The 17,949-nt window shown below is 56.1% G+C and carries 11 protein-coding genes; 5 read left to right on the forward strand and 6 right to left on the reverse strand.

The features are described from left to right. Positions 1 to 22 precede the first annotated feature (22 nt). Both Q0915_RS08175 and Q0915_RS08180 read right to left on the reverse strand, forming a co-directional pair. Positions 23 to 1,021, reverse strand: coding sequence for an aldo/keto reductase (locus Q0915_RS08175; protein WP_299481877.1), 999 nt, complete (start codon positions 1,019 to 1,021; stop codon positions 23 to 25). Positions 1,022 to 1,345: 324 nt separating this feature from the next. Continuing rightward, positions 1,346 to 3,193: an ABC transporter ATP-binding protein gene (locus Q0915_RS08180; protein WP_299481880.1), complete on the reverse strand. Its 1,848-nt coding sequence runs from the start codon at positions 3,191 to 3,193 to the stop codon at positions 1,346 to 1,348. Positions 3,194 to 3,792: 599 nt separating this feature from the next. Between Q0915_RS08180 and Q0915_RS08185 the strand changes: the two genes are divergently transcribed. After that, a complete protein-coding gene (locus Q0915_RS08185; protein ID WP_299481883.1) occupies positions 3,793 to 5,169 on the forward strand; it encodes a cytochrome ubiquinol oxidase subunit I in 1,377 nt (458 codons plus the stop codon). Positions 5,170 to 5,175: 6 nt separating this feature from the next. Then, a complete protein-coding gene (locus Q0915_RS08190; protein ID WP_299481886.1) occupies positions 5,176 to 6,186 on the forward strand; it encodes a cytochrome d ubiquinol oxidase subunit II in 1,011 nt (336 codons plus the stop codon). Between the two features lie 77 nt (positions 6,187 to 6,263). Here Q0915_RS08190 and Q0915_RS08195 read toward each other — a convergent pair whose 3' ends face one another. Next, positions 6,264 to 7,199, reverse strand: a complete 936-nt coding sequence (locus Q0915_RS08195) for an SDR family oxidoreductase (RefSeq protein WP_299481889.1) — start codon at positions 7,197 to 7,199, stop codon at positions 6,264 to 6,266. A 145-nt stretch (positions 7,200 to 7,344) separates the two neighbouring features. On the opposite strand from Q0915_RS08195, the gene Q0915_RS08200 reads away from it, so the two are divergent. Continuing rightward, the gene (locus tag Q0915_RS08200) at positions 7,345 to 8,238 is read left to right on the forward strand and encodes an AraC family transcriptional regulator (protein WP_299481892.1); all 894 of its coding nucleotides are present in this window, start codon (positions 7,345 to 7,347) and stop codon (positions 8,236 to 8,238) included. A gap of 198 nt (positions 8,239 to 8,436) precedes the next feature. Here Q0915_RS08200 and Q0915_RS08205 read toward each other — a convergent pair whose 3' ends face one another. The 3 genes from Q0915_RS08205 to Q0915_RS08215 all read right to left on the reverse strand — a co-directional run bounded on the left by Q0915_RS08205 (position 8,437) and on the right by Q0915_RS08215 (position 15,139). Next, positions 8,437 to 9,267, reverse strand: coding sequence for a hypothetical protein (locus Q0915_RS08205; RefSeq protein WP_299481895.1), 831 nt, complete (start codon positions 9,265 to 9,267; stop codon positions 8,437 to 8,439). A 41-nt stretch (positions 9,268 to 9,308) separates the two neighbouring features. Beyond that, a complete protein-coding gene (locus tag Q0915_RS08210; protein ID WP_299481899.1) occupies positions 9,309 to 11,066 on the reverse strand; it encodes an SIR2 family protein in 1,758 nt (585 codons plus the stop codon). A gap of 383 nt (positions 11,067 to 11,449) precedes the next feature. After that, a complete protein-coding gene (locus Q0915_RS08215) occupies positions 11,450 to 15,139 on the reverse strand; it encodes a vitamin B12-dependent ribonucleotide reductase (protein WP_299481901.1) in 3,690 nt (1,229 codons plus the stop codon). A gap of 635 nt (positions 15,140 to 15,774) precedes the next feature. Between Q0915_RS08215 and Q0915_RS08220 the strand changes: the two genes are divergently transcribed. Next, complete coding sequence (locus tag Q0915_RS08220; protein WP_299481904.1) at positions 15,775 to 16,500, forward strand: response regulator; 726 nt, start codon at positions 15,775 to 15,777, stop codon at positions 16,498 to 16,500. Positions 16,501 to 16,738: 238 nt separating this feature from the next. Continuing rightward, complete coding sequence (locus tag Q0915_RS08225; protein WP_299481907.1) at positions 16,739 to 17,797, forward strand: hypothetical protein; 1,059 nt, start codon at positions 16,739 to 16,741, stop codon at positions 17,795 to 17,797. Positions 17,798 to 17,949 lie beyond the last annotated feature (152 nt).

Raw genomic sequence — 17,949 nt, forward strand, 5'->3', positions numbered from 1 at the left:
ATTGATTTTTGCAAAGGTCTTCTCAGCAATAGCGTTCCGGACCGATCCATTGCGCAACCGAGTAACGATCTCCGTGGGCCCAGCCGACTGGTAGTGCCTCATCGATACGCTCAAGATCGGTTTCTGAGAGCTTGAGGTCCGCACCGGAGATGCATTCGCGCAAATGGTCCACCGATCTTGTTCCCGGGATTGGGATCACGTGGGATCCACGGGAGAGCAGCCAGGCATTTGCCAGTCCAGCTGCTGACGTTCCCATCTCTGCAGCAAGGTTTCGAAAACCCTCCATCATGCGCAGGTTCTCGCTCAGGTTCGGCTCCTTGAAGCGAGGATTACCGGCAAGGAACGGCAGGTCAGGGATACGCTCACGCGGGATGGGATTGTCCGTCAGCAGCGACCGGCCGACGGGGGAAAAAGCAACCATTGCAACACCGAGTTCCGCACATGTCTGGACCAGTCCGAGGTCCGGTGCCCTTGTGGAGAGGGAATACTCCGATTGCACAGCTGCGATTGGGAAGGCCTTCATCGCACGGCGCAGTGTGGTAGGGGCAATTTCCGATAAACCAATTGCACGCGTCTTGCCTTTTTCCACGAGCCGCCCGAGATTTTGCGCCGTTTCTTCCGGCGTGAAGCGGATGTCACGGCGGTGTGCGTAAAACAGGTCGACATGGTCCAGTCCCAGCCGCTGAAGAGACTTGTCCAATTCCGCTTCAAGATGCTCGGCGGAATTGTCGAAGACCCGGTTGCCGTTCTGGTCTTTGGTGATGGTTGCCTTTGTCGCGATGATAAACTCGTCACGGGCAGCAGGATTGACCCTCAGATAAGAACCGATCGCGTTCTCCGATTTCCCCATGCCGTAGATATTTGCGGTATCGAGATGGGTGACACCCAGATCCCGACAGGCATTCAGGACGGCGTGGCTTTCTGCTTCGTTGGTCGGCCCGTACATGTCGGTGAAAGACATAGCGCCATATCCAATTGCGCTGATTTCGGGCCCGTTGGCACCCAATTTGCGTTTTTCCATCTTTGCTTCTGCCTGTTGAAAACGTTGGAGAATTCTGTCGTTGCCGACAGGTTAAAGTACAAGGGCCCGAAACGAAACCCGCGCGTTACCGGACACCGCGACCGGAGTCATTACTCCTGGATGTCGCGCCTTCAGGACTGGTCTGTTCATACGCGTCGGCTATTGAGCATCTGTTGCCCGGCCGCAAACCTCCGTGTGAAAGAGGCCGGAGCAAATGTCGTCCAGTGCGCGTACCGTGACGGTCGCTTGACCTTCACGGGACGCAAATGCGCCAACCCGTTGGCGCGAGGCAAACCGCAAGACCGAATGATCTTGCGATTTGTCTTAGGCTGCGGCGGCAGGGTCCAGAAAACCACCGGACTGTCTGTTCCAGAGCTGCGCATAAACCCCGCCTTTTTCCAGCAGCGACTTGTGGGAGCCTTCTTCGATGATCTGACCCTGATCCATGATAATCAACCGGTCCATCGCAGCGATGGTCGACAGGCGGTGGGCGATGGCAATCACCGTTTTGCCTTTCATCAGGTCGAACAGGCTGTCCTGAATTGCAGCCTCGACTTCGGAATCGAGCGCTGAGGTCGCCTCGTCCAATACCAGAATCGGTGCGTCTTTCAGAAGAACCCTGGCAATGGCGATCCGCTGACGCTGTCCGCCAGACAGTTTTACACCACGCTCTCCGACATGCGCATCCAGTCCACACCGCCCCTTCAGATCCTGAAGCTCGGGAATGAAGGACATTGCGTGCGCTCTTGCAGCTGCCTCCAAAGCATCCTCACGGGTGGCACCCGAGCGGCCGTAGACGATGTTATCAAGCACCGAACGATGCAGCAGCGACGTGTCCTGCGTCACCATGCCGATCTGTGCCCGCAGGCTGTCTTGGGTGACGGCGCCAATGTCCTGACCGTCAATCAGGATTCGCCCACCCTCAAGGTCATAGAAGCGCAGCAGCAAGTTGACGAGTGTCGACTTGCCGGCACCGGAGCGTCCGACCAGGCCAACCTTTTCGCCAGGTTCAATCCGCAGCGACAGGTCTTCAATGACGCCTTTGTCCTTGCCGTAGTGGAAGCGAATGCCGTCAAAGACGATCTCGCCATCAGTAACAGCCAACGGTTTGGCGTCCGCACGATCCACCAGCTTGTGAGGCTGCGAAATCGTCTCCATGCCTTCCTGCACCGTTCCGACATTTTCGAATATGTCGGTCGTGATCCACATGATCCAGGCAGACATATTCACGATGCGGACCGAGAGCGTGATAGCGAGTGTCAGCGAACCTACGGACACGAGGCCACTCTGCCACAAACTGATACCAAGAGCGCTCAAAGTCGCTATGAAAACACCGTTGACGGTCCAAAGCAGAATGACCATTCGCGATATCGGCCGGAGGATTTCGTAAAACTTCCGGGTATGGTCCTCCAGCGCCTCGCGTGAATAGGCTTCCTCTTTGCGGCCCGCCGCAAACAGTTTGACCGTCAGGATATTGGTGTAGCTGTCAACAATCCGTCCGGTCAGGCTTGAACGCGCTTCGGACATGATTGCAGAGCGTTCTTTGATCTGAGGAACAAAGTAACTCAAAAGCGCCACGTAAATAACGATCCAACCGGCAAGCGGTGCGATCAGCCAGGCATCGACACCGGCGAACAGATAAACTGCCGACGCGACATAAATCAGAACGAACCAGATCGCGTCGATCAGCGACACAACAGAACCGCGCAAGGACGGGCCTGTCTGGATAATCTTGTTCGCGATCCGCCCGGCGAAGTCGTTGTTGAAGTAGGACAGCGACTGCCCCATCACGTGTTTGTGGGTCTGCCAGCGTACGAGGTTGGTCATGGCTGGCTCGATGATCTGGAATTTGATCATCGCGTGTCCCGCGCCGAAAACCGGGCGCAGCAACACGACGACCACCAGCATCCAGATCAGTTCGCCACCGTGATCCGTGAAGAGTTGATCGGGACTGGTCGTGTTCAAAAAGTCGATGATCCGGCCGAGATAATTGAAGATCGTGACTTCAATAATCGACACGACGAATCCAAACGCCATGAGCAATACCAACGGCTTCCAGATCTGGCGAACGAAATGCCAGTAAAACGCGCTCAAATCGGAAGGCGGCGGCGTTCCGTCATGGTGCTTGAAGGGAGAGACAATGCTTTCAAGATAAGAAAAGACCGCATTCATCGGTCCGGTGCTCCGTCTTAGGTTCGAGATTTGCGAAAAAGTCGTACCGGCGCGGAGAGTCTTATTAAGAATTCGGATCGCGGGCGGAACGAATGAAACGTTGATACCGACACGTGAACCGAACTTGGTCTGCGTGTCGGTCTAAATTAGACCGAAACTCGTCATAGTGACCTCTTGCATTGTGATAGCTCTCGATGTCGAAAGTCGCTCGCGGCAGTCGTGCCGGAGCGGTCCGATCCCGCAACGTTAGCGGGTTTTCCCGACATATCAAGACGAAAGTAGCGCGGATCGACCCTGTTCGGCTTGCACGTGTGAATTGTGCCACGGTCACGAAACAACATGAAACCATGGCGCTTTCAACCATTTCGGATATTGCGCAATATGGACCCGAGCCTCTGACCGCGATCTGTCGGCAGTCCGCAGTCATCTTTGGCACGTGTCGTCGCCGGGGACTGTTGGCTGGTTGCCAATTCGCCTGTGGCGGCCTGCCGCAGGACGTGTGGCCGCAGTCTGCCGATTTTATATTGAGTAGGTAAAAACCCTGGCCCATATGCCCGGTGAGTGATCAACCGACACGGCACTTGAGCCAGGAAGACGCCATGGAAGAACTTCTCCTAAGCCGCATTCAGTTTGCGGCCAATATCTCGTTTCACATCCTGTTTCCGACGATCACAATCGCTCTTGGTTGGGTGTTGCTGTTTTTCAAGCTGAGGTTCAACGCGACGGGTGACGAGCGCTGGCTTGCCGCCTACATGTTTTGGGTGAAGATCTTCGCCCTGTCCTTCGGACTAGGGGTGGTCAGCGGCATTACCATGAGTTTCCAGTTCGGCACGAACTGGCCGGGCTTCATGGAAACGGTGGGCAATGTGGCCGGTCCGCTCCTGGCTTATGAAGTTCTGACGGCCTTCTTTCTGGAGGCGGCGTTTCTGGGGATCATGCTTTTTGGCGCATCGCGGGTGCCGAACTGGCTGCACACGCTGGCAACATTTCTTGTTGCCTTCGGCACGACCATGAGTGCCTTCTGGATCCTGGTGCTGAACTCGTGGATGCACACGCCCGTCGGCTTTGAGATGCGTGATGGGGTCGTGCATGCGACCGATTGGTGGGCGATCGTTTTCAACCCTTCCATGCCGTACCGTCTTGCTCACATGCTGCTTGCAAGCGGCTTGACCGTCGCCTTTCTGATTGTCGGCGTCTCGGCTTATCGCCGCCTGATCGGTGACCGAACCAAGGGCGTACGGCTGACGCTCAAGACAGGCGCGTGGCTTGCAGCGATACTCATCCCCTTGCAGATCTGGGCAGGCGATATGCACGGCCTGAACACGCTGGAGCATCAGCCGCAAAAAGTCGCCGCGATGGAGGGCAACTGGCAGACATCTTCGCATGTGCCTCTGCTTCTGTTTGCCATTCCCGATGAAGAAAAGCGCCGGAACGCTTTTGAAGTCGGTGTCCCGAACGGTGCGTCCTTGATCCTCAAGCATGACCCTGCAGGTGTGGTTCCAGGTCTTAATGACTTCTACGCAGATGACGGCACGGTTTTTCATCCGCCCGTAGCTCCTGTTTTCTGGTCCTTTCGCACAATGGTCGGGACAGGGGTCTTGATGCTGGTGATGAGTTGGGCAACCGTTTTCATGATGCGCAGGAAGGGTGGGGTCGATGCTCTGAATCCCTGGTTGCTGCGTGGCCTCGTCGCGATGACCTTTTCCGGTTGGGTGGCAACACTGGCCGGTTGGTACACGACGGAAATCGGCCGCCAGCCCTGGCTTGTCCAAGGCGTCCTGACCACTGAGTCGGCAGTTGCCGATGTTCCGGCCCCCATGGTGGCAACGACACTTGCGGCCTACCTGATCGTCTACGCTGTGCTTTTGACAGCCTATATCACCGTCATCTTCCGGCTTGCGCGCAAGGCGAGTGACACGGAAGGAACGCGGCCGCACTCGGGTGCGGCGCAAGTGGCCCTGGTTCCGGCGGAGTAAGACGACATGACCCTTTTTGGAGACCCCTCCGTTTGGCTGCCGCTGGCCTTCGCAGCCCTCATGGGCATCTCGATCCTTGTCTACGTTGTGCTGGACGGCTTTGACCTTGGTGTCGGCATCCTTTTGCCGCTCGGCGACGAGGATGAAAAAGACCGCATGATCGCCGCAATCGGTCCGTTCTGGGACGCGAATGAAACCTGGCTCGTTCTGGCTGTCGGGCTTTTGCTGGTTGCCTTTCCCGTTGCGCACGGCGTCATCCTGACCGCGCTTTACCTGCCTGTGGCCGTGATGCTGATTGGTCTGATCTTACGGGGCGTTGCCTTTGAGTTTCGCGCCAAAACCAGCGGAACGCAGAAACGCCGCTGGAACCAGGCGTTTTTCGCAGGTTCGGTTTCGGCGTCCCTTGCGCAAGGATACATGCTTGGCCTTTACATCATGGGCCTAGAGCACACGCCGGCGTCCATAGCGTTCGGGGTTCTGACAGCCTTTTGCCTGACGGCAGGATATGGCTTTATCGGCGCGACATGGCTGATCATCAAGTCGGAAGGCGACTTGCAGCTGAAGGCGATCCGATGGGCGCGCACACGTCTTTGGGGCGTCATGCTGGGTCTTGGCGCGATTTCACTCGCGAGCCCGCTGGTAAGCGAACGGATCTTCGACAAATGGTTCTCGTTTCCCTCAATGATTCTTCTGGCGCCGCTGCCGCTGATGTCGGGAATGCTCGTCTTCATCATCTACACCGCGCTACGGCATCTGCCCGCCAGGGATGACAAGTGGGCGTGGGTTCCGTTCACGGCGACGGCAGTCTTGTTTTTCCTGGCGTTTGTCGGTCTCGCATATTCCTTCTACCCTTACGTGGTGCCGGAAAAACTGACCCTTTACGAAAGTGCCAGCGCGCCTGAAAGCCTGTTCATCATCTTGCTCGGTGCTCTGTTCGTTCTGCCGGTAATCATTGGTTATACGATCCTCGCCTACACGGTCTTTCGCGGCAAAGCGACCGAGTTGCGCTATGACTGAACCTCAGAAGAAGAGGGAGCGTGGCGGAGGTCAATCCATGAAGAACGGAGCTGCTCGTTGGATCAAAGAACAGGCCGTTACGGCGACCAGCTCAAACCGGTTTTTTGCTCGGAAACCGTCCAGAGCCTGGATGCCTGTTCTGGATCGAGGGCAAATTCTTCCAGCGGGCACTCGCCGACGGGGCCGACCATTTCGAACTTCGTCGGACCGTAATACCTGGCAGGTTCCAGACCGTCTTCCGTTGCGCACATGACCTCAGGCCAGGAGCCGCGCTCAGCAGTTTGTGCAAGCGGCGAGAGCAGGGTGGCCAGAAGCCTGGTGGTGATGCCCGCCGTGTTCCGGATCAAGCCCGTTCGCGATGCACCGGGGTGACAAACATGCACTTCTACGGACTTGCCGGCCGCCTGCACCTTACGCTGCAGTTCGTAGCCAAACATCATCTGTGCCAGCTTGCTCTGGGCATAAGCGTTCCAGGCTGAATAATTCTTCTCGTAGTTCAAGTCTTCAAACAGGATACGCTTGTCGCCCATCTTGTAGCCGTTGCTGCCGACTATGACGATGCGTCCGCCCGATTGCTCAATGCGCTCATAAAGTGAACCACACAGCAGAAAGTGGCCGAAATAGTTCACGCCGAGCTGGCTTTCGAAACCGTCCACGGTGAGTTGCTGTGTGGCGATTTGTGCGATGGCGGCGTTGCAGATGAGAGCATCAATTCGCGGGACTGTTTCCAGAAGCTCCGTTGCTGCCTCACGCACGCTTGCCAGTGCGGCAAGGTCCATCAGCACGTAGCTCACCTCGGCGTTTGTCCCGAATTCCAGCTTCAGCGCCTTTATCGCATCAGTCGATTTGTCGGGGTTGCGGTTCATCATGACCACGCGCGCGCCCTTGGAAAGGAACACGCGTGCCGCTTCAAAGCCAGCGCCCCCGTTGGCGCCGGTGATTACAAAAGTCTTGCCCTTGAGGGATCCCAAACGTTCAGGCGTCCATCCCGCCGGTCCAAATCTGTTTTTCATCTCGTGCTCCTTGCAGCAGCTCTTGCAGTCCTGAAGCGAGACATAACTATCGAAAAAAAAGCAAAACAGATGAATTAATCGCGATTTTTTGCCTGATTGTATCAATGGTGTTGAATTGGGCACTTTGACAGGTCACGTTTGTCGAATGAGCAAAGAGCAGATCAGACACCTCATCGACCAGCAACTTCCTGGCGCCGGTATCGTTGAAACCGGCGTGAAGGGCGTGCAGCTTTTCCGGGTGAGCGAGCCGGTACCCTGCGTTCCAGCGGTCTATGAACCGGCGGTCGTTGCGATTGTCAGTGGGGCAAAGGAGGCGATCCTGGACGGAAAACGGCATGTCTACGACAGTGACCTCTATCTGTGCTGTTCAACGTCGATGCCGGTCCAGGCGGGGACACCGACCGCTTCACCGGACAATCCGTTGCTCGGTGTCCTTATCTCCCTCGATGCGCGCGTCATGACGGAGCTGACGCTGGAGATGGAAAGCGTTGCAGGACCCACTCGGCAGCCGGATAGTAACGCGATGCCTTCCGGGCTGGCGCTGGCACCGTGGGATGCTGGCTTCACCGATGCACTGCTCCGGCTGGTGCAATTGGGAGCAGACAAGACCGATGAGGCTGTGCTCGGAGCGGGCCGGCTGCGCGAACTTTACTACGCCGTCTTGAAAGGTGGTGCCGGAGCTTCCGCGCGGCGGTCCTTCGGTGTCGGCAACGAAATTGCCAGGACGATCCAGTTCCTGTCCGCGCATCTCAATGAACCTTTGACCATCGACGACATGGCCGCGCTTGCCGGTATGAGCCGGGCCGTATTCCACCGCAAGTTCAAACAGGCAACCACGATGTCGCCGATCCAGTTTGCAAAATCCATGCGCTTGAACCATGCCGCGATGAAAATCGCCGGGGGAATGAATGTGAGCGAAGCAGCCTGGGACGCAGGTTATGTCAGTTCCTCGCAGTTCAGCCGGGAATTCAAACGCATGTACGGACAATCTCCCAAACAATGGAGCCAGGAAACGCAACTGCCGGCAGGCGCAACGTGAGGACATATCCGCTTCTGCGGTCAAGACGAGTGCCAGTCTCCCGCGCTTTCCCGGCTAAAAGACGCCAAGGAAATTGAACCCGCCCGATTGTCTCCGGGGGTTGGGACGTTTGTCCGGGCGTGGGAAGACGCGCTGTAGCAGTTGGTCGACCCGCCTTAGGCGTTTGTTCATCCACGAATAGAATACTAGGAAGGTGTGTCACACTATTGAAAAATTTAATGAAAATAGCCCTCGTGCCACAAAGGCGCAGTAGGCCTGCAACGGATATTGAGGCAATATGCGGCGAACGACAGAAACGAGCCCGATGCAATGATCGCTGTAATTTGTTTGATGGCCCGGCAAGCAAGGACAGTGCACAAGCCGGTTATACGCCGTGTCAGCGGGAACGCCCCTTAGCGGTGCAAGCTTCCACGGTGTGCCGGCGGCCTTAACATAGAGCGCCGTCGCAAGTCGCCACGCAAGAGAAGCCTTGTGTTGGAACGTAAAAGCGCGATCATTCAGGACCTGAGTTGGAATCTTGAATCTGGCACCAAGCGCTTTGAGCGCGTCATGGGCGTCGAATAACTTGCTGCGCGTGGCCGGATTCCAACTGTCTGGGAAATGCACAAGTACGACGTCAAATTCGTTTCGCACAAGCTCTAGCTGTCGGAATGCTGCTTCCATGGCAAGGAAGAGCCGGGTTTGTGGATCGCCATCTCCAGCGAAGTCATAGATATTCTCAGGCCATTTGATGTGGGCATCACGTGGTGCCGAAACGAGCTCCACATGGTAGAGTTTCTCGAAACCCGGATACGGAGGGACATATTCGGACCTGTCAGAAGGTCGGTGCGTATTGCGTAGTGAAAGCATCAACTCACCGCGCCGTCTGAAAGCGCTCTCCGGACCAACGGTTGCGATCCTGACGCGCGAAGTAAAGCCGCCGAAAGATCCTTTTGAATAAGGCCCGAATTTCGCAAGACCTCGAAGCGGATGGACATCAACCTGCGCCGAGTCCGAGGGCGAGAACGAAAGATCCGGTTCGTCCAGCAAGGTGAATGGCGGAAGCTTTGTCAAAAGCGCCGGATTGCTCATCACTTGGTCCTGTCAAAATAGGCATGATGATGTCCTGGGCGACTCCAGCCCGTGACCGGGAAGACTCTAAACACCGCATCAATCCCTGTGCCATCTTTTAGCCCGAAAGCTCGCGTGGTCCCGTCTTCGGTGTTGGTTAGAAGCTTCGCCCAAGCCGCGATTATTTGGGCCCAGTTTCGATTATAACGTTGGGCCCACCGTTCCCGGCGCCAGTCACCGGCCGGATCACCGCCCGCGTAAGGACGAGCAGCCATCGGATCCCTGCTGGCGACTTCCGAATGCGGTAGATATTCATCCTTTGTGACTTCTGGACGAGGGATATGCACAAAGGTGTAGGGTTCGAAACCGCACCACCAGCGACCATCGATCAGGTCAAGCTTCAGGAGCAGTCCTTCCTGAAACGGGAGCCCGAGGCCGGGAACGTTGCCGGTGAGATTGCAATTATAAGCGCTCCGAAGATTTGATAGCATCCGTGCGTCGCGGCGTGTCCTCTCCGGGTTATCCCCATCGCGCGGCGAAGCAATGACTACGGAATGTCCAGCGCGTTTAAAGCGCGGAATGAGTGGAATTCGCCGCGCTAGGCTTCTGACTAACGCGTCATAAATAAGACCCTTTGCCCAACTGTCTTTGGCCGGATTCAGTTCAATCTCACCACCGGGTGTCGCACCGAACGAAGCAAGTGCATCGAGGATCTCCCGATCTTTGCCAAAGACGGCGAGCTCTCGTCCGAGCGCCGCGACTGTCGCCCTGACCCCTTTCTCCTTCAATAGCTCTCGTACAACGGGAGAGGTTGTGCTCTGCGAGAGTTTTATCCGCCGGGCAGCACTTGGCATTCCTTCGATCTGTAGAGCGGAATAGCGCAAAACAGGGAAAGCGCGGGCCTCAGCAGCAGGCAGCTGAACTGGCACCAAGCGTGGTGCAGGTCGCCCGGCCATCACCAGATCAAAGAGCGGTTGAGGCAGGTCAGTCGTTTTAGTGATGTCGGCGCTCAGTTCGTCAAAGGTCGCACACTCGACGACAGCTACGTCAACGCCGGCGAGCTGGGCCCGTTTCAGGAACTCAGACACAGAGGGCAGCAAGCGGGAGGCCGACGCGGTGAGCCAGTAAAGTCCATTCGGGAAAGGCGAAGGCGCATCAAGCACGGCGGTCAATGCTTCCATGATCGAGGCGTCGCGACCACTATAGCCGATAAATACCATCCCGAAACGCTTGCCGGCTTCCACCAAAACATGACGCATTCGGATGTCCTGCTGCTCTAACTCCGAACCCGTATTCTTGATCGAGGTCGACTGATAATCGCCATGAAGCTTGGCGATCATCGGCCAGTCGGATTCATTGAGGCAGCGCAGGGCTCGATCGGCGGAGTCGAGCGCTGCCACTGTCGGACGTTTCTGATCGACGACAGGAAGGATTGCGTTTGCGGAAAGTGCTGCCTCTTCAATCAGCGGATCGAAGTTCGTCGTGAACACACAATCTACTTTGCCGGCGGCCATCAAGCTTCCCAGCACCTTGTGCCCAAAACAGGGCGTACCCTTGGAGATCGCATCGTTTATGTACTGCCGTCGATGCCGAGGCTGCGGGTATACAGCTTCGAAGGCCGCGGCATACTCCATTGGGTCACCGTCGGGGGGCAGGTGTGAAGTTTGTTTGAAGAATGCGTCAATCCTGTCGATCCAGATGGGATCGGCTGTATCGATCTCCCGCTTCGAAAGGTTCGTCTCGCGGCAAAAGATCTGAGCCTTGAAATCCCGGATCATGGCGTATCCGGTTGGAATGCCGGCAGCTGCCGATGCGCCGGCTCCGAGGAACCATGCAACAAGATTTGGCCTAAGTTCGAAGGCGGTTGCGAATTGAGAGGCGGTTATTGTCGGGACTGGGTTGATAACTGCGTTCCTTCAACCGACTTACACGGAGAATATTACTCAGGGTTGCATAGCCCTGTAAAGTCGAACTGGCTGTTTCACACAGAAACGCTCTTAAGAACGGACATCGCAACCGACCGAAATCAACAGAATAGTGAAAACCCGCCCGATCGTCTCCGATGGGCGGGTTTTGTGTCCCTAGGGCCGTTTGAGCCATTTATTGGCCTAAATAGTCCATCCTATGCCGTCACGGACAGCACCCGACTAAATCGTGCTCGTCACGAGCAGCCGCTTGTCGAGCCGCAAGTGTCGCACTTCAGGCAGGTGCCGTTGCGGACCATCGTGAAGTTGCCGCATTCGGAGCAGCTTTCGCCTTCATAGCCTTTCATGCGGGCCTGGGCGATTTGCTGGGCCGCGGTCGACACCTGTGGGGCAGGGCTGGTTACGGTTGTTACCTCAACAGCCGCTGCGCCTTCAGCACCACGGGCAAAGGCGGTTGCTACCGCGGAGACCTGGGCAGCCGGAGTGTTTGCGGTCTGCACCGAAATGGCTTCCGTTGTTTCTCCGGCAGGTTCGCCAGCGCTTGAGACCAGACGGAACCTTTCGGTCTGTCCGCGCACAAGGCCGTGCGAGACGATCTGGCCACTCTGGCCGCGGTCTTCGCCCGAAGAGAGGCCTTCTCCGGTGCTGCCGAAGACTTCCGGTGGCACATGAGCAAGGTCGTGGCGGCCGAGATAGGACACGGCAAGTTCGCGGAAGACATAGTCGAGGATCGACGTAGCATTCTTGATCGCATCGTTGCCCTGGACCATGCCGGCCGGCTCGAACTTGGTGAAGGTGAACGCGTCGACATATTCCTCGAGCGGCACGCCATATTGCAGGCCAAGCGACACCGAGATGGCGAAGTTGTTGATGAAGGCGCGCAAGGCCGAACCTTCCTTGTTCATATCAAGAAAGATTTCGCCGAGACGTCCGTCATGATATTCGCCCGTGCGCAGGAACACGGTATGACCGCCGATCTTGGCCTTCTGGGTGTATCCCTTGCGGCGTGCCGGCAGCTTTTCCTGTTCGCGAACGACACGCTCGACGATCCGTTCCACGATCCGCTCTGCAACCACTTCCGCTTTTGCGGCCTGCGGCTTGGCTGCGATCTCCTCGATGGCATCTTCCTGCTCGTCGTCCTCGTCGGCCAGAAGCTGGGCATTGAGCGGCTGAGACAGTTTGGAGCCGTCGCGGTAGAGCGCATTCGCCTTCAGAGCCAGCTTCCAGGAAAGCATATACGCTTCCTTGCAGTCCTCGACTGTCGCATCGTTCGGCATGTTGATCGTCTTGGAGATCGCACCGGAGATGAAGGGCTGGGCTGCAGCCATCATGCGAATGTGGCTTTCTACCGAGAGGAATCGCTTGCCGATACGGCCGCACGGGTTTGCACAGTCAAAGACCGGGTAGTGCTCTTCCTTCAGGAATGGAGCGCCTTCCAGGGTCATGGCGCCGCAGACATGTGTGTTCGCCGCTTCGATGTCGGCCTTGGAGTAGCCAAGGAACGACAGGAGATCGAATTCGGCGTCCTCCAGCTGTTCATCGGAAACACCGAGCGTTTTCAGCTGGTCATCGCCGAGGGTCCAGCGGTTGAAAACGAACTTGATGTCGAAGGCCGACTTCATGCCGTCCTTTAGCTTGCCGAGGCTTTCCTCGGTGAAGCCTTTCGCAGAGAGGCCTGCCGGGTTGATGCCCGGTGCCTGGTCGATCGATCCGTGACCCACGGCATAGGCTTCGATTTCCCCGATTTCGGCTTCCGAGTAGCCGAGCACGCGCAGGGCTTCCGGAACGGCGCGGTTGATGATCTTGAAGTAACCACCGCCGGCAAGCTTCTTGAACTTCACCAGCGCAAAGTCTGGCTCGATACCGGTCGTGTCGCAGTCCATGACAAGACCGATGGTGCCGGTCGGGGCGATCACGGTCGACTGGGCATTTCGGTAGCCGTTCTTTTCGCCGAGCTCCAGGGCGCGGTCCCATGCTTTCCTGGCGCGCTCGATGATCCCCTTGTCCGGGCAGCTTGCATGATCAAGCGCGACCGGAGGTGTGTTCAGACCCTCGTAGCCAGTCGTCTCGCCATGCGCGGCGCGGCGGTGATTGCGGATCACCTTCAGCATGTGCTTGGCGTTTTTCTTGTAACCCGGGAAGGACCCGAGTTCGCCTGCCATTTCCGCGGACGTGGCATAAGCAACGCCGGTCATGACCGCTGTCAGGGCACCACAGAGTGCGCGTCCTTCATCGGAGTCATAGGAAATGCCAGACGTCATCAGGAGGCCGCCGATATTGGCGTAGCCAAGACCGAGCGTGCGGAATTTATAGGAGAGTTCCGCGATTTCCTTCGACGGGAACTGCGCCATCAGCACAGAGATTTCGAGAACGATCGTCCACAGGCGGACAGCGTGCTCGTAATTGTCGATGGCAAAGGACCGGTCTTCATTGCGGAACTGCATCAGGTTCAGGGACGCAAGGTTACAGGCCGTGTCATCCAGGAACATGTATTCAGAGCAGGGGTTCGATGCGCGGATTTCACCGTCGGCGAGGCATGTGTGCCAGTCGTTGATGGTCGTGTGATACTGAAGACCCGGATCAGCGGATGCCCATGCGGCATAACCGATCTGTTCCCAAAGCTCCTTCGCCTTGACGGTTTTCAACGTTTCGCCGGTGCGGCGCGCCGTGAGATCCCACTCGCTGTCTTCAAGGACTGCCGACAGGAAGCCGTCAGTCACCCGGACGGAGTTGTTGGAGTTCTGTCCGGCGACCGTCAGGTAAGCTTCGGAGTCCCAATCGGTGTTGTAGATCGGGAATTCGATCTTGGTGAAGCCCTGCCGTGCGAACTGCATGACGCGCTGGATGTAGTTCTCCGGCACCATCATTTTCTTGGCCGCACGGATCTCGCGCTTCAGGGCCGGGTTCTTGGCAGGGTCGAAACAATCGCCATTGTCGGCCTCGCAGTTGACGCAGGCACGCATGATTGCGGAGAGGTGTTTCTGACAGATCTTGGAACCGGTCACGAGCGCCGCGACTTTCTGCTCTTCCTTGACCTTCCAGTTGACGTATTCCTCGATATCGGGGTGATCGACATCAACCACGACCATCTTGGCCGCGCGGCGGGTCGTGCCGCCGGACTTGATCGCACCTGCTGCGCGGTCGCCGATTTTCAGGAAGCTCATCAGTCCTGATGACTTGCCGCCGCCGGACAGTCTTTCGCCTTCGGAACGCACGAACGAAAAGTTCGACCCGGTGCCGGAGCCGTATTTGAAGAGCCGCGCTTCGCGAACCCACAGGTCCATGATGCCGCCATCGTTGACGAGATCGTCCTGAACGGACTGGATGAAGCAGGCATGCGGCTGCGGGTGCTCGTACGCCGTTTTCGATTTGGTCAGTTTGCCGGTCTGGAAATCGACATAGAAATGGCCCTGGCTCGGTCCATCGATGCCATAAGCCCAGTGGAGGCCGGTGTTGAACCATTGCGGGGAATTCGGGGCGACTTTCTGAGTCGCGAGCATGTAGCGCAGCTCGTCATAAAAGGCCTGGGCATCCGATTCCTGTTCGAAATATCCGCCCTTCCAGCCCCAGTAAGTCCACGTGCCGGCCAGGCGGTCGAAAACCTGCCGCCCGTCGATCTCCGAGCCATAGCGCTCGTCTTCCGGCAGATCGCTCATGGCGTCTTCGTCGGCCTCATGACGCCAGAGGAAGGAGGGAACAGTGTTCTCTTCAACCGCTTTCAGCCTGGCTGGAACACCTGCCTTGCGGAAATATTTCTGAGCCAGGATGTCGGAGGCGACCTGAGAGAACTGGGCCGGAACCTGAATATCCGCAAGACGGAACACGATCGATCCGTCCGGGTTGCGGATCTCGCTCGTAGCTGTCCGGAATTTAATGCCGGCGTAAGGCGATTGGCCTTCCTTGGTATAGCGCCGCTCTATCCGCATTCTCAAAGTCCCCTTGTATCCCCAGCTGGTTCTGCCCGAACCAGTCAGTCCCGCATCTGATGTCCAGCGAAAAAGTCCGATTGCTCTTCTGCCGGATTTCGCTTCCTCAAAAGAAGCGCCTACCTCTATTTAGCGTATCGTGTTTCCGGGTCTACTATATATAGTAGTCGTCAACAGATTTGTCACGAAACGCGCTGTGAATTCGGCACACAAAACCCGTTCCCCGGATTGCCTGCAAAGCGAGGAATTGGCACGCGGATACTTTAGTGTTTTGGATGACCGAGGTGCCTGACAAGGCTCCCGATTACGCACATCGCAATAATGAAAAACTAATGTAAATGAATTCTAAAGGTCAAGGTGTCGACGACAACAGCTTGTGGCGAGCCTGTGGGCAAACGCAAAATATTGTGTGCCGGTGTGGATTGTGGGGAGTGGCGCGGGACCAGCGGGATGCTTTGGTAAATTGCGCTTGCATTCCGCGAAACGCGCAGCTGACTCACCGAGCGCACTTCCTTGTGGATGAGACTCATCCCGGTTTTATGAAAATTTGAAGAAAATCACGACTAGCGATTTCAGCGCGGTTTAAGCCGGCTTTGCTTTAGTGCGGGGATTACTGGGAAAGGGACCCGCATTTAATGAAGCATCACGCCGCCTTTGGCCTTGCGATGGAAGATATCGACGCGGTTGTCGTGGAAGACAGCAAACCGATGCAAACGATTCTCCGATCGATTCTCCTGAGCTTCAAGGTAGCGCGTGTTCGGGTTTTTGATTCGGTCGATGAAGCGCTGGAAGCGAGCCTTGCCGAACCTCCCAATGTGATTCTGACGGACTGGCGAATGGAGCCGACATCAGGATACCAGTTTTTGCGCCTTGTCAGGCACCGGCACATGGAGCCGCTTTGCTATGTACCGATTCTCTTCATAACCGCGCATGGCACGCGACCGCTGGTCGACAAGGCCTTGCGCGCCGGGGCACATCATGTGCTCGTCAAGCCGGTTTCGCCGTCAACGCTCTTCAAGCGACTGCGGTGGCTGTTGGCTGACGATCGGCCGATGGTTCTTGAGAATTCGGGTTTTTACAATATCTACGGCATCCAGAAGACCATGGACGAGCAGGCCGAGAAGATGCAGTCCTTGGCTGGTGCGCGGCTGCACCACAAGCTGGCGATCCAGAAACGCGCCGAGGTTGAGGAAGTCGTCGAAGAAGAGTTCGTAAAGAAACCCAAGGAAGAACCGCCGCCCGTGAAAGAACCGGTCTTCGCCGGCGTCAAAAAGGGTGGAACGAAGGCCAAACATTCCGCAGCGGCCCGGCATATCCGCAATGCCGAATACGTTAAATCCAAGGACCTGAAACTTCATTGAGACGTAGCGCCAGCGAAAGGCGCAATGCAACCGCCAGTGTCTGGTTAAGCAAAATCAGGATGCATTTTCAACTTGTGCAAACCAAGTTTGGTATGTCACGCTCGTTATGAAATGTTCTCAGGGAATTTTACCTGACAGCCGTAAAAGCGCGAAAACGCGCACAAATAATTGACAATGTAACATTTTTTTAGAGGTAACCCTGGCAGGGCAGATCGCGAATTATTTGGAGCGCTCCAAAATGATCGATGCAGCCACAAGGAAACGTTTGCTAGAAAAGCTCGGCTTCGTTCCGTCGATGGACGAAGTGCCTGCACACGATCAAGCACCGTGGCCACCAGCGGGTGGGCGGGAATATGATGTCTCAACAGGGCGCAAGTCGTGGGGAAGCATAGCAAGAGAACACAATCTCGATGCCGAAGACCTGATTTATTTTAATTTTGAGACCAGCGATCATAGAAAGATCAATTGGTATCTGCATCACTATGTTGGGTGCTGGCAATCGACAGACCGGAGGAACTTCGATTTCGAGGGCGCGTTTCCGGGCAAGATTTACGTACCACCCCCGAATTATGATCGAAAAGGTAGATTCTTGTCCGTCGAAGCAGCTAAATTCATAGCTGCCTATGCGAAAGACTATCCCTCGCTGGTTTGGACAGAGCGCGGGATTGCGGTGTCGAGTGGTGATTTGCGAAGTTTGGTGGCGCATTTGCACTCCGGTAAAATTCGCGTCGTTCGTGATAGTGAATTTCTTTCACGCGAAAACGCGAGAGCAGCTTACATGAAACCGTATATCGCGCAGTTTTACGGGTTCTCGAGTGCTGGTGCTGGGTTGTTGTTCGTAAAAGATGATTTTAAATTCAGCGATATTTTTGATGCACATACATTCATTCACGAAGCGACCCACGCTGTCTTCTGGTTAAAGGGATATCGGAACACCTCTGAGCTCGAAAATGAAGTGATGGCGCGACTTGCAGCGGAACTGTGGCACCACCGCCGATCTGAGGCGACATTCGACATGTGGTACGCTCGTGGTGAATTTCGTTTTAAGGAACAGTATGATTTGGCGAAGCTTCTCAAGGACTCCAAAGGTCAGCCAAAAGTAATTGACGTCTTCGATCGCCAAATACCTTTTTTTGAGTGGACGCTTGGCGACCATCGTAATCAAACACATGCCTGGAGAAATCCTGTTGAGAAACTTAAAGAAAAAATAGCAAAACACTATAATAGTATCGATCCAAGAAGCCCTACAACCGACCCCCGCATCAGGTATTATTTGCGACATAAAGATGGATTTTAGGGTCATTCTCTGGATGTATTTCACAGGTGTCGACACTAACTTCACTTAGATTGGGTTGACGACCTTCGAGCTTCAATTTTTCGCACGGTAGGACGAAGTTTCGGGTTCAACTTTTTTTGGAGGACAGAAAGTGCCCGGGACAGTGTAGAGCG

The organism is uncultured Roseibium sp., assembly GCF_947494555.1.
Classification (GTDB): domain Bacteria; phylum Pseudomonadota; class Alphaproteobacteria; order Rhizobiales; family Stappiaceae; genus Roseibium.

What these genes read in the sequence shown, in the direction of transcription:
- Q0915_RS08215 (WP_299481901.1), bottom strand. Translation starts at nt 15,139, where the DNA reads ATGCGGATAGAGCGGCGCTATACCAAGGAAGGCCAATCGCCTTACGCC.
- Q0915_RS08185 (WP_299481883.1), top strand. Translation starts at nt 3,793, where the DNA reads ATGGAAGAACTTCTCCTAAGCCGCATTCAGTTTGCGGCCAATATCTCG.
- Q0915_RS08200 (WP_299481892.1), top strand. Translation starts at nt 7,345, where the DNA reads ATGAGCAAAGAGCAGATCAGACACCTCATCGACCAGCAACTTCCTGGC.
- Q0915_RS08175 (WP_299481877.1), bottom strand. Translation starts at nt 1,021, where the DNA reads ATGGAAAAACGCAAATTGGGTGCCAACGGGCCCGAAATCAGCGCAATT.
- Q0915_RS08180 (WP_299481880.1), bottom strand. Translation starts at nt 3,193, where the DNA reads ATGAATGCGGTCTTTTCTTATCTTGAAAGCATTGTCTCTCCCTTCAAG.
- Q0915_RS08190 (WP_299481886.1), top strand. Translation starts at nt 5,176, where the DNA reads ATGACCCTTTTTGGAGACCCCTCCGTTTGGCTGCCGCTGGCCTTCGCA.
- Q0915_RS08220 (WP_299481904.1), top strand. Translation starts at nt 15,775, where the DNA reads ATGAAGCATCACGCCGCCTTTGGCCTTGCGATGGAAGATATCGACGCG.
- Q0915_RS08225 (WP_299481907.1), top strand. Translation starts at nt 16,739, where the DNA reads ATGATCGATGCAGCCACAAGGAAACGTTTGCTAGAAAAGCTCGGCTTC.
- Q0915_RS08195 (WP_299481889.1), bottom strand. Translation starts at nt 7,199, where the DNA reads ATGAAAAACAGATTTGGACCGGCGGGATGGACGCCTGAACGTTTGGGA.
- Q0915_RS08210 (WP_299481899.1), bottom strand. Translation starts at nt 11,066, where the DNA reads ATGATCCGGGATTTCAAGGCTCAGATCTTTTGCCGCGAGACGAACCTT.